The organism is Streptomyces sp. CNZ287 (assembly GCF_007827615.1).
Genome location: NZ_VISV01000020.1, coordinates 1 through 13,577, shown reverse-complemented (window position 1 = coordinate 13,577; position 13,577 = coordinate 1). Strand labels below are relative to the sequence as shown.

At 70.0% G+C, this 13,577-nt stretch carries 15 protein-coding genes, 2 tRNA genes and 1 pseudogene; 6 read left to right on the top strand and 12 right to left on the bottom strand.

Annotated features, from left to right (window positions below):
• Positions 1-38: 38 nt before the first annotated feature.
• Positions 39-1,568: pseudogene (locus tag FB457_RS28545) on the top strand (MDR family MFS transporter); the annotation flags it as partial.
• 16 nt (positions 1,569-1,584) lie between these two features.
• Here FB457_RS28545 and FB457_RS28540 read toward each other — a convergent pair.
• Positions 1,585-2,430: a TetR/AcrR family transcriptional regulator gene (locus tag FB457_RS28540; RefSeq protein ID WP_047016668.1), complete on the bottom strand. Its 846-nt coding sequence runs from the start codon at positions 2,428-2,430 to the stop codon at positions 1,585-1,587.
• A gap of 231 nt (positions 2,431-2,661) precedes the next feature.
• Between FB457_RS28540 and FB457_RS28535 the strand changes: the two genes are divergently transcribed.
• Positions 2,662-2,755 (top strand) — tRNA-Ser (locus FB457_RS28535).
• A gap of 164 nt (positions 2,756-2,919) precedes the next feature.
• Positions 2,920-2,992 (top strand) — tRNA-Arg (locus tag FB457_RS28530).
• Between the two features lie 76 nt (positions 2,993-3,068).
• Here the strand turns inward: FB457_RS28530 and FB457_RS28525 are convergent.
• The 10 genes from FB457_RS28525 to FB457_RS28480 form a co-directional block, all read right to left on the bottom strand.
• Positions 3,069-4,295 (bottom strand): site-specific integrase, encoded by a 1,227-nt coding sequence (locus tag FB457_RS28525; RefSeq protein ID WP_145783723.1) that lies wholly within the window; start codon positions 4,293-4,295, stop codon positions 3,069-3,071.
• Entirely contained in the window at positions 4,292-4,498 is a 207-nt protein-coding gene (locus tag FB457_RS28520) for an excisionase family DNA-binding protein (RefSeq protein WP_018841172.1), read from the bottom strand. The genes FB457_RS28525 and FB457_RS28520 overlap by 4 nt, the downstream gene beginning before the upstream one ends.
• A complete protein-coding gene (locus FB457_RS28515) occupies positions 4,495-5,784 on the bottom strand; it encodes a replication initiator (RefSeq protein WP_145783722.1) in 1,290 nt (429 codons plus the stop codon). The genes FB457_RS28520 and FB457_RS28515 overlap by 4 nt, the downstream gene beginning before the upstream one ends.
• A 149-nt stretch (positions 5,785-5,933) precedes the next feature.
• Complete coding sequence (locus tag FB457_RS28510) at positions 5,934-6,194, bottom strand: SpdD protein (protein ID WP_107086121.1); 261 nt, start codon at positions 6,192-6,194, stop codon at positions 5,934-5,936.
• 14 nt (positions 6,195-6,208) lie between these two features.
• Positions 6,209-6,403 (bottom strand): hypothetical protein, encoded by a 195-nt coding sequence (locus FB457_RS28505; RefSeq protein WP_047016671.1) that lies wholly within the window; start codon positions 6,401-6,403, stop codon positions 6,209-6,211.
• Between the two features lie 16 nt (positions 6,404-6,419).
• A complete protein-coding gene (locus FB457_RS28500) occupies positions 6,420-6,611 on the bottom strand; it encodes a mobile element transfer protein (RefSeq protein WP_047016672.1) in 192 nt (63 codons plus the stop codon).
• Between the two features lie 17 nt (positions 6,612-6,628).
• Positions 6,629-7,222 (bottom strand): DUF2637 domain-containing protein, encoded by a 594-nt coding sequence (locus FB457_RS28495; RefSeq protein ID WP_047016673.1) that lies wholly within the window; start codon positions 7,220-7,222, stop codon positions 6,629-6,631.
• Between the two features lie 83 nt (positions 7,223-7,305).
• The gene (locus tag FB457_RS28490; RefSeq protein WP_047016674.1) at positions 7,306-8,637 is read right to left on the bottom strand and encodes an FtsK/SpoIIIE domain-containing protein; all 1,332 of its coding nucleotides are present in this window, start codon (positions 8,635-8,637) and stop codon (positions 7,306-7,308) included.
• Positions 8,637-8,987: an SCO3933 family regulatory protein gene (locus FB457_RS28485; protein WP_026276764.1), complete on the bottom strand. Its 351-nt coding sequence runs from the start codon at positions 8,985-8,987 to the stop codon at positions 8,637-8,639. The genes FB457_RS28490 and FB457_RS28485 overlap by 1 nt, the downstream gene beginning before the upstream one ends.
• A gap of 188 nt (positions 8,988-9,175) precedes the next feature.
• Complete coding sequence (locus tag FB457_RS28480) at positions 9,176-9,964, bottom strand: GntR family transcriptional regulator (protein ID WP_047016675.1); 789 nt, start codon at positions 9,962-9,964, stop codon at positions 9,176-9,178.
• Positions 9,965-10,076: 112 nt separating this feature from the next.
• On the opposite strand from FB457_RS28480, the gene FB457_RS28475 reads away from it, so the two are divergent.
• From FB457_RS28475 to FB457_RS28465, 3 genes are read left to right on the top strand one after another with little or no spacing between them, the layout of a single operon-like run.
• Positions 10,077-10,484, top strand: coding sequence for an NUDIX hydrolase (locus tag FB457_RS28475; protein WP_047016676.1), 408 nt, complete (start codon positions 10,077-10,079; stop codon positions 10,482-10,484).
• 45 nt (positions 10,485-10,529) lie between these two features.
• Positions 10,530-10,997, top strand: a complete 468-nt coding sequence (locus FB457_RS28470; protein WP_078898314.1) for an ATP-binding protein — start codon at positions 10,530-10,532, stop codon at positions 10,995-10,997.
• The gene (locus tag FB457_RS28465; protein ID WP_047016677.1) at positions 10,994-11,323 is read left to right on the top strand and encodes a hypothetical protein; all 330 of its coding nucleotides are present in this window, start codon (positions 10,994-10,996) and stop codon (positions 11,321-11,323) included. The genes FB457_RS28470 and FB457_RS28465 overlap by 4 nt, the downstream gene beginning before the upstream one ends.
• A gap of 61 nt (positions 11,324-11,384) precedes the next feature.
• Here FB457_RS28465 and FB457_RS28460 read toward each other — a convergent pair whose 3' ends face one another.
• The gene (locus FB457_RS28460) at positions 11,385-13,163 is read right to left on the bottom strand and encodes an IS481 family transposase (protein ID WP_145783800.1); all 1,779 of its coding nucleotides are present in this window, start codon (positions 13,161-13,163) and stop codon (positions 11,385-11,387) included.
• Between the last annotated feature and the right edge of the window lie 414 nt (positions 13,164-13,577).

The window sequence follows — 13,577 nt, the reverse complement described above, 5'->3', positions numbered from 1 at the left end:
GTTGCTTAGTGCAACAAACTAAAGTCGCATCTCCCGGCATGACCCACCGGCAGATACTGGAGGCCCTCTCCGGCCTGCTGCTCGGCATGTTCGTGGCCATCCTCTCCTCGACCATCGTCAGCAACGCCCTGCCCCGGATCATCGCGGACCTCGACGGCACGCAGAGCGCGTACAGCTGGGTCGTCACCGCCGCCCTGCTCGCGATGACCGCCTCCACGCCCCTCTGGGGCAAGCTCGCCGACCTCGCGAGCAAGAAGTTCCTGGTCCAGTCGGCCCTCGTGATCTACGTCGCCGGCTCGGTCGTCGCCGGCCTCAGCCAGAGCACGGGCATGCTCATCGCCTGCCGCGTCGTCCAGGGCATCGGCGTCGGCGGCCTCAGCGCGCTCGCGCAGATCATCCTCGCCGCGATGATCTCCCCGCGCGAACGCGGCCGCTACAGCGGCTACCTCGGCGCCACCTTCGCCGTCGCCACCGTCGGCGGCCCGATCCTCGGCGGCGTGATCACCGACACCAGCTGGCTGGGCTGGCGCTGGTGCTTCTACGTCGGCATCCCGTTCGCGGTCCTCGCGCTCGTCGTACTCCAGAAGACCCTGCGGCTGCCGGTGGTGCGCCGGAAGGTGTCGATCGACTGGCGCGGCGCGATGCTGATGAGCGCGTCCGTCTCGCTGCTGCTGATCTGGGTCACGCTGGCGGGCGAGTCGTACGCGTGGCTGTCCTGGCAGACGTTCGCGATGACCGGCGGCGCGGTCGCACTGGGGCTGGCGTTCCTGTGGGTCGAGACCTGGGTGCCGGAGCCGGTCCTCCCGCTACGCCTCTTCCGCAACCGCACCCTCACCCTCGCCTCGCTCGCCTCCCTCTTCGTCGGCATCGCGATGTTCGGCGCGACGGTCTTCCTCAGCCAGTACTTCCAGCTCGCGCGCGGCGAGAGCCCGACGAAGTCGGGCCTGCTGACCATCCCCATGATCATGGGGATCTTCCTGTCGTCGACGATCTCGGGGTGGGTCATCACCCGTACCGGCCGCTGGAAGGTCTGGCTCGTCGCCGGCGGGCTGCTGCTCACCTCGGGGCTCAGCCTGCTGGGCACCATGCGCTACGACACCCCGTACTGGCACATCGCGCTCTACATGGCCGCGCTCGGCACGGGCATCGGCATGATGATGCAGAACCTGGTGCTCTGCACCCAGAACCAGGTCGACCCCGCCGACCTCGGCGCCGCCAGCTCGGCGGTCGCGTTCTTCCGCTCCCTCGGCGGCGCGGTCGGCGTCTCCGCCCTCGGCGCGATCCTCGGCGGCCGCATCACCGGCTACATGCGCGACGGCCTCCACGACCTCGGCATCCCGCCGGCCCGCGCCGCGGGCGAGGCGGGCGGCGACGGCACGGCGATCCCGAACCTCGCGGAGCTGCCGGTGCCGGTGCGGACGGTGGTGGAGAGCTCGTACGGGCACGGGCTGGCGGACATCTTCCTCTACGCGGCGCCGGCGGCGCTGCTGGCGTTCGTGATGGTGGCGTGCGTCAAGGAGGTCGCGCTGCGGACGCGCAGCGGCCTGCAGCAGACGGCGACGGCGGAGCGGCGGGTCGAGGAACTCACGCGGGGGTGATGGTCGGCCGCACCTGCTCGGCGACGCGGTCGCGCATGGCGGCCATGCCGGCGAGGACGCACTCGAGGGCGAAGGCGAAGTCGCGGTCACGCTGCTCGTGCGCGGGGAGGACGGGGAGGTCGGGGGCTTCGGGCGCTTCGGGCGCTTCGAGGGCTTCGGGCGCTTCGGGGCCTTCGGGCACCGGCTGGTCCGGCACCGGAGAGCGCGCGGCGGGCGGCCGCACGCACTCGGGCTGCTCCCGCAGAGCCCGTACGAACGCGCCGTAGTCCTCGCCCAGCTCCGCCAGGCGCCCGCCCACGCCCCCGAACCCGTACGAGAACGGAAAGAGCAGCGACAGCCCGCCCGTCAGGCACTCCTCCGGCAACCCGGCCCGCCGCATCGCGCGCTGCGCGGCGGCGACGCAGGCCATGGCGTGCGGCCCGACGTTCAGATACTCCCCGGCGAGCCGCGAGACCCAGGGGTGGGCGACGAGGATGCGCCGGTGCTCGTGCGCGAGCTGCCGGAGCTGCGCGGCCCAGTCACCGCCGTCCTCGGCGGGGAGGTCCAGCTCGGCGTAGGCGTGGTCGAGGGCCAGCTCCAGGAGTTCGTCCTTGGTGTCGACGTACCAGTAGACGGACATGGCCGTGACGCCCAGCTCGGCGGCGAGCCGCCGCATCGACAGCCGCCCCAGCCCCTCGGCGTCGAGCAACCGCACGGTGGCCGCGACGATCTTCCCCAGATCCAGCCCGGCCTCCCCCGCGGCAGGCGCGTACCCCCTGCGCCGCACGTTCGCCCGCCCGGTGAGCCAGATGCTCACGCGGGCGCCGCGGACCTTCCGGCGGACGGACGCCATCGTGCGCCTCCCAGCGTGCTGTCTCATCGTGACCACTGGCCTACGAACCGAAACGGCCCGTACACCGATGCTATGCCCGCTCCGCCCCGCCTCCTCCCCTTCGCCCCGACCCCGCACCCCGGCAAGCCCTTTGCCCCCACGGCACGGTGACCGGTACGGTAGGTGCGATTGGCAGCGGCCCCGCCGCCTGTGCCATCATCTGCACACACCTGCTTGACCGGCAGATGTGCGGGAGGCGTCGCCTAGTCTGGTCTATGGCGCCGCACTGCTAATGCGGTTTGGGGTTTACCCCCCATCGAGGGTTCAAATCCCTCCGCCTCCGCCACCCGACCAGCGAGCCCGTGCCGTACGGCGCGGGCTCTCTGCATGCCCGGGGGACGACGGCTTTCCGCAGGTCGGCGGGGGTGCGGGAATCGGATTTCACCTGGCGCGGAGGGTCATGTAAAGTTGGGCCCGCAACGCAGCCGGGCCGCCAATGCCCGAAAGCGGGCGCTCGTAGCTTAACGGATAGAGCATCTGACTACGGATCAGAAGGTTGCAGGTTCGAATCCTGCCGAGCGCGCACAGGTAGAAGCCCCGCAGACGACATCTGCGGGGCTTTTCTCATGCCCGTACAGCAGCGAAGTACAGCAACAGCGTCAGCCGGTACCGCCCATGGCGTCCGACAGTTGCCCGATCGCGGCCCGTACCGCTTCGTCACTCGCCTCGGCGTAGACCTCCATCGTCATGGCGATCTGTGAGTGCCGAAGGATCCGCTGCGCCACCTTCGGGTGGACCTTGAGGGCGACCAGGAGCGAGCTGCATGTGTGCCGGGTGTTCCGCAGCGGGATGACGCGGAGGCCGGCGCGGCGGGCGCGGAGGGCGAACATGCGGGTGAGGTTCCCGGGCTCGATGGGGGTGCCGTACTTGGTTGTGAAGATGAGCCCGTGGCTGTCCTGCCACAGCTCCCCGGCCGCCTTCCGGTCGCCGGTCTGCTGCGCGTGACGCATCCGAAGGGCCTTGACGCACAGCGCGGGCAGAGGCAGGAAGTCGTCCGAGTCCTCCGTCTTGGTCTCGCGGTGAAGGATCAGGCGCCCGGCCCGCTGAATCTGGTGATCCACGTACAGCTCCCCGGTGTCGAGGTCCACGGACTTCCACGTCAGGCCCAGCACCTCACCGCGGCGCAGGCCGAGGCACAGGACGAGGACCCAGGCAGCGAAGAGGTGGTCGTCGCGGGCGGCGGCATCGGTGAGGAAGCGGCCGGCTTCGGCGACGGACCACGGCTTGATCCGGCGGCGGCGCGGCTTGGGCACCTTCACGAGCGACGCGACGTTCTTGCCGATCTCCTCCTCGGCGACGGCGTGCGTCAGCGCGGCCCGCAGAGCGTCGCGTGACGCCTGGATCACCCGGCGGGACGGGTACGACTCGCAGCACTCCCCGATCGCGCAGCAGCGCCGACGCGAAGGCTTACGCCTTGTGTCCTTGCCCTGCGCGCAGCACTGGCAGATCGTCGCCAGCTTGGTCAGCCACTCGCGCACGTCGCGGACGGTCAGCTTGTCGAGCCGTTTCCCGCCCAGGTGCGGGGTGATGTAGAGCCGCACGTAGCCCTCGTACGAGACGTAGGACAGAGGAGCGAGGTTGGGCTTCACGATCGACTCAAGCCAGTAGTCGAGGAAGGCCGCGACGGTGCGGTGCCGGGTGGCGACAGGGCCTTTCTTGGCGTCGGCGTGAGCCTTGAGCCACTTCTCGTGGACCAGGGCGCGCGTCTTGCCGTACACGTACTTCCGGGCCCGCTTGCCGTCCGGCTTGGTGACCCAGACGTAGGCCGCGTACCCGTTCTTGTACGGGTAGATGGAGCCCTCGCCGTTGGCGCGCTTGCCGCTCATGCCGTCCACCTCTCGGCTTCCTCGGCGCAGCGGTTCACGTACTCGTCGACCCAGGCAGGGAGGATGCGGCGGTTACGGCCGACCTTGACGGAGCGGATCTCGCCCGTGAGAACGAGCATCTTCGTCTTGGACAGGCCGAAGCCGAGCATGGCGGCTACTTCGGCCGTGGTGTGCCACTTGGGTTTGATCGTCGCGGTTCTCATCGGGAGTTGGCTCCTTCCGGGGCGAGGGAGGCGGATAGCCAGGCTTCGGCGGGAGTGAGGCCAGTGCCGGTGAAGGTCCAGTGGGCGAGGACGAGGGTGCTTTCGTCGTCGGGGCCGTCCACAGGCTGTGGGTTGTCGCCGCGGGCGATGGCGGCGTGCAGGCGGCGCCATTCGGCGCGGGCGGCGCGCAGGGCGCCGAGGGTGGTGGAGTAGCGGCGGGTCTTGGTGGAGAAGTGGCCGCGGAATCCGAGCATGTGCGCCCAGGCGCGCAGGCGGAGGTGGGCGAGGTCTCTGCGGGCGCCGAGGGCCCAAGCGGTGCGGATGAGGCGTTCGGCGTGCGGGGGAAGGTCGAGGTGACCGAGCTCGGCGACGAAGCGCAACGGGCGATCTAACGTTCCTGTCGCTGTCTCGGCGCCTTTGGTGGCGTACTTCGCGATGTACGCGGCGACCGCCCGGTCGGTGAGGGCCTGGCCGCCGTCGAGGTCCTGGCCGTGGATGGTGCGGATGTCGAGCTGGGGACCGAACGCGAAGGTGTGGGTTCGGCCGTCGAGGACCGGGCCGGGGACGACGGCACGGGAGGCCGCCGCCTGGATGGCGTCGGTCAGCAGCTCGGAGCTTGCCCAGTGCGGGGGTGGGGTGTTGCCGCCGGCCGGGCCGTCGAGGCGTACGACGGCGTGGAAGTGGACGGCGCCGCGCTTCTGATACTCGGCGACTTTCGCGAAGGAGACGCGGGCGTGCTGCGGGAAGGCGCGTTGGGTGAGTCCGGCGCGGCGGGCGATCTCGCGGCGGAGATGGATGGTGAAGCGGCGCCAGAGCATGCCCGCGTGGGCATTCCAGAGGACGGCGGTTTCGTAGTCGTAGCGGTCGGGGTTCAGTGGGGTGCCGAGGGTGGGGTCGTCGGGTGTGTGGTGGCGCCCGCAGCGGCAGGGGCGGGTGCCGGGGCGGTTGTGGACGGGGCCGAAGCTCGGGGCGGTGAAGGTGGCGAAGACGCGGGGGTGTGAGGTGACTCCTTCGGGGGTGCCTTTGCCGCCGCGGAGTCCGGCGGTGATGAGGTGGAAGGTGTCGCGGCGGTAGGTCTCGGCGCAGGCGGGGCATCGGGTGGTGCGGCGGTTGCCGCAGCGGACGAGGAGGTCACCGGCGGGCAGTGCGGCGGAGTCGAGGCGGCGGAGTGCCGGGCCGATTTCGCCGGTTGTCGTGTCGACGCGGTGTTCGGTGCGGTGACCGGCCAGGCGTACGGGGTTGGTGCAGCCACCCAGGCCGGAGAGCTGTCGTGCGAGGGAGGGCAGGGAGCCGCCTTGCGCGAGGGAGGCAAGTTCGGCGAGCGGGGCGGGGTTGTGGCGGGTGATGATGACTGTCTCCTTTTCGGCTTCGTCGAGAAGGGGCAGGCGGCCGGGGCGGCGGATGCTTGGCGGTATCGGGCCACCCCGGTCGCCGTTCAGCGTTGGTGGGTCCGGTCCTTGAGGAGCGAGCGCAGGACCACGGCGGCCACGGCGACGGCCACGGCCGAGACCGCGACGGCGGCCAGGAGCGCGGTGAGGACGACACCGCCGACGAGGACGGTGATGACGGCGCCCGTGCTCACGGTGGGCAGTGCGCGGCGCGGCGCGTGCTGGCAGGAGCAGACGGCGTGTTCGTGTGCGCGAGGCGCTGCGACCGGGGTGTGCGAGTTCGAGGGCAGCTCGGGCTTGAACAGCATGGTTGGTGCTCCTCTCAGTCGTTGGTGCCGTTGACGACCTCGACCCCGTTGCGGGTGCCGTGGTCGATGGCGGGGGCCATGAAGGTGTCGGCGAGGTAGAAGCCGAAGAGGGTGATCACGACGACGATCCAGACCCGGACGCCGAGGAACTTCACAGCTCCCCAGGCGATGAGGCCGAGGACGACGACGAGGGGCAGGTCGAGGTTCATGGGGTACGTGCTCCCTTCAGCGCACCGGGCAGCGGTGCGTACGGGCGGCGAGTTCGGCGGCGGCGCGTGAGTTGTAGTCGGCGGAGAAGCCACAGCGCGGGGCGGTGCAGGCGGCGGTGTGCTTGTCGCGGCCCCGTTCGTCGGGGGCGGTGCCGACCTGGACCGGGCCGATACGGATCACGCGGCGGAAGCGGCGGTTGAGCGGCATGGGGTTCTCCTCTCGGGTCAGGTGAGTTGGGCGGCGATGCGGTCGGCGAGGGGTGCGGGGACGCCGAGGCGGGCGCGGAGGGTGTCGGGGTCGATGCGCGTACCGGTGCGGGATTCGTGGGCGGCGGCAACCTTGCGGGCGTGCTCGATGAGGGCGGCCGGTACGGGCGCGGCGGGCAGCTCGGAGGTGGCCGGTGCTTCGGCGACGGGCGCCGGTTCCGGTGCGGCTTCGTCGAGCACGGGCTTCGGGGCCGGGCTGTGCGCCAGGAGCGTTCCGCCGAGGAAGGCGAGCGCCGGCCATCCGGCGACGAGGATGCGGAGCCAGTCTGGGACGTCGTTCAGGTCGAGCACTCCGGCCGTCGCGATGTTGGCGCCGAGCGAGGCGGCCAGGGCGATGAGGAACCAGCACCAGGCCGCCGCCTTGTCCCGTCCGGAGCGCAGGCGCCGCCAGGCGGCGACGAGGAGCAGGTCGACGGAGACTGGATAGGCCCATGCCTTCCAGCCGTCCTGTCCCGCGGCCGACGCCACGTCGTGAAGGTGCGCGAAGGACAACGCGGCGGCGATGACCGCCTGTACGAGCACCGGGTCGACGCGGGCGAGTCGGTCGCGCACGGGTCGTCTCCTTCCGGTTTCAGGCATGGGAGGGGTAGGGACGCGGCGCGAATCGGTCGCGCCAGCCGGGTTGGGAGTGGAGGTCAGTCGCTCACTGGAACGTCGGGGAGGAAGGGCTTCAGCGCGGGCAGCTCGGGCACCAAGTCGGCGGTTTCCCGGCAGCGGGCGGCGGCGTCGGCCAGCGAGAGGTACGGCGTGCGGATGCGGGACCAGCCGCCGGACGTATCACCGGCGACGGCCAGGCCGGGCCGGTCGGGCGCGATGGCGCAGGCGGCGCCGACCGCTTCGGGGGCGATGTCGCCGAGGGCCATCTTGGCGGACGGTTCGTCGTTCACGCGGTGGCACACGCGGCCCGAGAGCTGGGCGCGGAGCATGGTGGCGCCCTTGCCCAGCTCGGCGCCGAAGCGCTGGCCGCAGACCTCCAGGTAGATGCCGGCGGCGCGGCCGAGCTGGGCGAGGCGAATGAGATGGGTGACCATCTCGTCGCGCCGTTCCTCGTCCTTCCTCGTCGCGACGAGGAAGAGTTCGGCGATCTCATCGACGAACAGCACGATCGGCACGGGCCGTTCGCTCTCCGGCAGGCCCCACACGTCCGAGGTGATGTCCTCGTCCGGAGTCGACGGGGCGATGCCCTGCCGGGCCCTGATCAGGTCGTAGCGGTCTTCCATCTCACGTACGAGCGCGGGCAGCAGCTCGGCCGCCTGGTCCGGGTCGGTGGCGAGGGCGGAGAGCCGGGGCGCGAAGGGCGCCAGCTCGACGCCACGTTTGCAGTCGATTCCAGCGAGCGCGACCCGCTGACCGGCGAGGCCGGTGAGCAGGTGGCGCAGGTACATGGACTTGCCGGAGAGGGTCGCGCCGAGCACGAGTTCGTGCGGGATGGCGCGGAAGTCCCGTAAGAACGCGGTCGCGTCTTCCCTTAGCGCCACGGGCACCCGGAGGAAGCTGCCGCCCGCCTTGCGCGGCATCCGTACGCGGCGGAGCACGTCGAAGCCAACGAGCCGCAGTTCGACGACGCCGGGTTTGATCTCCCGTACGTAGACGGAGTGAACGCCCCAGGCGTGCCGAAGCCGTTCAGCGGAGGCGGCCAGGTCAGCGGGCTCCTGCCCTGGGGCGAGCCGGAGACGAACGCGCAGCCCGGTCGAGGTGGGCCGGAGCAACCCTCGGCGGGGCGGCACGGGCCGTACTTCGCGCCGCGTAGCCGCCCGTACAGCCAGAGCGCGGAAGCGTGACGGCTCGACGGTCAGACCGCACGACTCCATGACCGAGCCGTACGAGCCCAGCAGCCGCACAGAGGACAGCGGCATCCCGAGCGTGGACCAGTAGGCCGCCGGGTGCCGGGCCCGCAGGTAGGCGACCCCGCCTCCGAGCCCGGCTATCGGGCCGCCCACCTCTATCAGCGTCGACAGGTCGGCCATCAGGCTGCCGCTCCGGCAGGTACGACGCCCAGGGTGACGGCGGCGGCGCGGTAGGCGATCCCGTGGCGCTGCTGCCCGTTGAACACCGACTCCCACGGGCGGGCAACGAGGCCGGGGAGCGCGACGGGAGCACCGAGGGCAAGTCCCTCGCTCACGCCGCTCTCGGGAACGGTCACGTGGATCAGCGAGGACTCGCCCTCGTCGATGTAGACGACGCCGACCTTCATCAGCGTCTCGCCGCTGGTGGCGTCCTTGGCGATCTCGCCGGTCTGGCGGTCGCGGACCTTCGGCTCGGGGGCTTCGGTCAGGAGGATGGTGGCGGCGGAGGTCTCCACTCGGATGGTGCGCAAGGTGCTTCTCCTTCTTCGTCATGACACCTAGTCGTCTATACAAGTCCACCTAGCCGAACCGAGGCTCGGCGTCGGGGATGCGAACCACTGTGACACACAGCTTGCCCACTCGTCTATACGAGTATGCCTCTCGGTGTGTACGAGTCCGGGAAGACGCACCTGTCGGCATCGAGACCTCCGAAGTCAGCTCAGGTTGCTGGCAGTTGGTACGCGAGCACGTAGGCGTCGGCGGCCATCACGGTGTCGCAGACTTCGACAGCACGCCCTTCGGTGTCGTACGCGGTCCGCACCAGGTGGATCACCGGCACACCAGAAGCCAGCCGCAGCAGCTTCGCCTCCCCCGGGGAGGGCATCCGGGCCCGTACCTCCTCGTCGAAGTGGTCGAGCCGATGCCCCGCCTCCTCCAGCCGGGCATAGATGCCGCCGGGGCCGGGGTTCGGCTCGGCGATGCGCGTACCACGCGCCAGGTCGAGAGGGAGGTACGAGACGGCGAACTCGACGGGGCGGCCATCGAGCAGGTACCGCCGGCGGCGAGCGAGGACCTTGCGCGGCGAGCCCAGGCGGGCGGAGATGTCGCGACTCGGCTTCTCCTCCTTCACCTCCAGGCTGTCCACCTCTGGCCGGGAGCCCGCCGCGTCCGCCTCCACGATGAACGCCGACTTGCCCTGATCGCGGTGCCGACGCGCGAAGCGGTCGGACGCGAGCCGCCGCACCGGAGGCCGAGGCCGGACGAAGACACCCTTGCCATGCTCGGCGGAGATCAGCCCCTCACTCTGGAGAACCCCGATCGAGTTACGAACGGTCATCCGGGAGACACCGAAGTGCTCGACAAGCTCCGCCTCGGACGGCAGCTTGGAACCCTCCTTGAAGCGGCCCCTGTCGATGGCCTCCCGGAGTTGGTCGGCGATCTGCCGGAAGACGGCACGGTCGCTGGTGGGGTCGACAGCCCCGAGAACACCGGACGGAACGGGCGCCATGTGCGTACTCCTCTGGATATCTAGACGAGAGGCTGAGTGCGGTTGCTACGGTGGAGAGCCTAGCCAGCCGAGGGGACCGAGGACCGTGAGTAGCGCAGAGCGCCCCCACTCCGTGAGCGTCGCCGGAGTCATCGTCAACGACGAGGGCCGCGCCCTGCTCATCCAGCGCCGAGACAACGGCCAATGGGAGCCACCCGGCGGAGTCCTTGAGCCCGGGGAGACGATCCCCGAAGCGCTTCAGCGCGAGGTCCTGGAAGAGACGGGAATCAAGATCGCTCTCCCCGCCACCCTCACCGGCGTGTACAAGAACATGACGGGCCTGATCGTCTCGCTCGTCTTCCGCTGCAACGCCACAGACGGCACACCGACCACCGGCGACGAGACCTACGCCCTCCGCTGGGCCACCCGCGCCGAGGTCAACGAACTCGCCGACGAGGCTTACGCGATCCGCGTCCTGGACGCTCTCGACGCCGCATCGCCGCCGGCCGTGCGCGCGCATGACGGCGTGAGACTCGTCTAGCTCAAACCCACTACCCATGGCGGCCACCAGCATAAAGGAACTTGTATGGACGAGTATACGAGTAGACGTCGAATCTGGGAACTCACCTGCCCAGGACTTCCCGAAGAGGTCGGCCGTGTCCGCCGCTGGACGAGAGACGTACTCGGCGACAGCAGATGTGCGGAAGAGGCCGCACTGATCGTGAGCGAGCTGAGCACGAACGCCCTCCTGCACTCCGCCAGCGGAGCGGCCAGCGGAAGCATGCGCGTCTCGCTCTTCCGCACACCGGGATCGGTCGTCCTGGCAGTCACCGATGTCGGCGGCGGCCGGACGAAACCCCACGAAGTAGCTGCGGCAGAAGGGGACGCCCACGGCCGCGGACTCACTCTCGTCTCGGCACTCGGGCGACGGATGGAAGTAAGCGGAGACGACGAGGGCTACACGGTCATGGTCGAGTTGGACCCCGGCACCACAGAGCCAGAACCCCGGCCGGCGGCCAGCCTGAGGCCGACCACGCGGGAGCGGCACCAATGAGCCAGCGAACTCCCCCGGAACCGCGTTGGTTTCACTGCGAGTGCCACGTCGACGAGCACCGGCTAGGCACCTTCGACGCCTACAGCACAGGCGAGGCACTGCGCTGGCTCACGGCCTCACTGATGATGATCGCGATCAGCATGGACGAGGAGCCCTACCGCCAGGCCCGCGCCTGGATCGACCACGGCCAAGCCGAGACGACCCGCGAACTGTCGAAGGGCCAGGCCCACACGCTCACGCTGAAGCAGGGCACGACGCACGCAACTTGGACGGTCACACCAGTGCCCTACCTCCCACCGCCGAAGCAGGCAGACACCGGTATGTGAGCCCTGTCGAGTCTCAGTTGATGGTTGACGGGTTGGCGCCCGGTGATGCTTGACGTCTGTCCTAGACGATCTTTCGGCGGTTGTGTTCGCCGGAGCTGCGGACGACTACCTCCTTTCTGGTGATGCGGGGGACGGTGGTGATCAGTTCGGTGCCCTGGAAGATGCGGATGCTGGTCTCGTCCAGGTGGGCGGTGACGATCTGGCGGGCATGGCCGCGGCCGAGCTGGATGCGTTGTCCGGCGACCATGAAGCCGCCGGTGCTGCTGACGGTGCGCTCGGCGATCTGCTCGCCTGGTGGCGGCAGCAGCGGGGGTGGCCCGGCCGCACGGCCGCCTTGCAGACGGCTGCAGGCCGAGGGTGGCAGCGGGCTGGGCAGGGTGGCCTTGAGGACCCGCTGTTCGTCGAGGACTTGCAGGATCCGCCCGTCGAGCCGCAGGGTGACGCGTTGTCCGGCGAACGGCCAGCCGATCAGGACCTTGTCGCCGCCCAGACCGACGTAGCCGACCGCGTTGACGGTGCGATCCACCTCCACCGCGTTTGCGGAGTCGTCGGCTGGGCCGGGATCGTCGGGCCAGGGCCCGGCCGGGCGGGCATCGCCACTGGCCAGCAGGGCTTTGAGGTCCCTGCCGGACAGCTTCGAGGGCAGCGTCTTGTGCCGTGCTCCGCCGATCAGCACGTGCAGCCGGTTCACATCGATCCGCAACGTGACCGAGGTGCCGGCCAGGGCCGGGCCGAACCAGATCTGCTGCCCTCGAAGGCTCAGGTTCCCCGACGCAGGCACCAGCCGTTCCACCTCGATCGCGCCGGTCTCGCCGTCGGCCAACGGCCAGGACACCGGCGCCGATTCGGGCTGCGGCGACGGAGGCGGAGCCGCAGGAGTGACCAGGTCGAGGCGGGCGGGCAGCACCACCGGCAGCGTGGTCTGCTCTGCTTGTTCCTTCGGGGCGAACCGGCTGGCCGGGACGGCCATGTCCAGGGCCTGATGCGGCCGCATCCGGTTGTAGTCCTCCAGCCAGGCATCCACCGCTGCCTGCGCGGTCGCGAGGTTCTCGAACGGGCCACGACCGTCGAGGAGCTCGCGTCTGAGCGTCTGATGGAACCGCTCGATCTTCCCGGTCGTGGTCGGGGACTGCGGCTTGGTAAGGCGGTGGGTGATGCCGTTCTCCCGGCAGATCCGGTCGAACATCGTCTCCCCGGGCCGCCCGTGGCCGAACCGTGCGGTGAACTGCTTGCCGTTGTCCGTCAGCACCTCTTCCGGCACTCCGAACCGCAGCAGGGCTTCTCCGAAGGCCCGGCAGACCGCGCGGGCGGTGGCCCGCTCGACCACCTTGGCGATCACCATGAACCGTGAGTGGTCGTCGATCCCGGTGACCATCTTGCACTCGCCGCCACCCTCCAGCAGGATGCCGCCGACGATGTCCATCTGCCACAACTCCATCGCCGCAGACCGCTCCCACCTGCGGTAATCCGACCGGCGCCGCTTACGGACCCCCGGCTCGACCAGACCGTTGCGCACCAAGACCCGATAGACCGTCGCCCGCGAGGGCACCGGCGTGATGCCCCGCCGCTCCAACTCGTGCACCAGCCGGCGCGGACCCCAGCCGGGATGCCGGCGCCGCAGCTCACACACCACCGCTTCCACCTCCCCGCCGATCCGGTGCGGACACGAGACCGGACGGTGCGACCGGTCCGCCAACCCCGGCAGACCCGCCTTCTCGTACTTGCGCACCCAGGAGTGCACCGACTGCCTCGACACCCCATACCAGGCCGCGACTTGAGTGACCGGAACCCCCGCGGCGACCTCCATCACCGCGTGATACCGCTGCTCGACCACGCTCAACTCCACCAGCACGGCCCCGGCCCTCCCCATACGCCCAATCCAGGCGCACAGCCAACCCGAGGCAAGCGGTGTCAAGCATCAAGTGAGGCCACAACGTCAAGCATCAACCGAGACAAGACACCAGCATGTGAGCCCCATGCGTAACAACTTTCTCTACGACTTCAAGGCGGCTCGCTACCGCTCACCGCGCGGCCCGGCTCCCCGGGCCGCCGCTCCTGTCTCCGCCCCGCTCCGCCCCGGTCCGCCGGCCCGCGCTACGGATGGCGAGCCCGCTCAGGAGAAACGACTCATGGCCGGGTCCGGTCGGCTCCGCGGCTTTAGAAGCCGTTGTCTTTCCGAATGTGATCGTTGCGTTTTCACTGTTCAGGCATGATGTCGGTGGTTCTGCGGCAGGGACGGCACGTCGTGTTGTTT

Excerpts from the sequence above, each read along its gene's own strand:
- FB457_RS28540 (WP_047016668.1), bottom strand. The coding sequence starts at position 2,430 with ATGGCGTCCGTCCGCCGGAAGGTCCGCGGCGCCCGCGTGAGCATCTGG.
- FB457_RS28525 (WP_145783723.1), bottom strand. The coding sequence starts at position 4,295 with ATGAGCGGCAAGCGCGCCAACGGCGAGGGCTCCATCTACCCGTACAAG.
- FB457_RS28520 (WP_018841172.1), bottom strand. The coding sequence starts at position 4,498 with ATGAGAACCGCGACGATCAAACCCAAGTGGCACACCACGGCCGAAGTA.
- FB457_RS28510 (WP_107086121.1), bottom strand. The coding sequence starts at position 6,194 with ATGCTGTTCAAGCCCGAGCTGCCCTCGAACTCGCACACCCCGGTCGCA.
- FB457_RS28505 (WP_047016671.1), bottom strand. The coding sequence starts at position 6,403 with ATGAACCTCGACCTGCCCCTCGTCGTCGTCCTCGGCCTCATCGCCTGG.
- FB457_RS28500 (WP_047016672.1), bottom strand. The coding sequence starts at position 6,611 with ATGCCGCTCAACCGCCGCTTCCGCCGCGTGATCCGTATCGGCCCGGTC.
- FB457_RS28490 (WP_047016674.1), bottom strand. The coding sequence starts at position 8,637 with ATGGCCGACCTGTCGACGCTGATAGAGGTGGGCGGCCCGATAGCCGGG.
- FB457_RS28480 (WP_047016675.1), bottom strand. The coding sequence starts at position 9,964 with ATGGCGCCCGTTCCGTCCGGTGTTCTCGGGGCTGTCGACCCCACCAGC.
- FB457_RS28470 (WP_078898314.1), top strand. The coding sequence starts at position 10,530 with ATGGACGAGTATACGAGTAGACGTCGAATCTGGGAACTCACCTGCCCA.
- FB457_RS28465 (WP_047016677.1), top strand. The coding sequence starts at position 10,994 with ATGAGCCAGCGAACTCCCCCGGAACCGCGTTGGTTTCACTGCGAGTGC.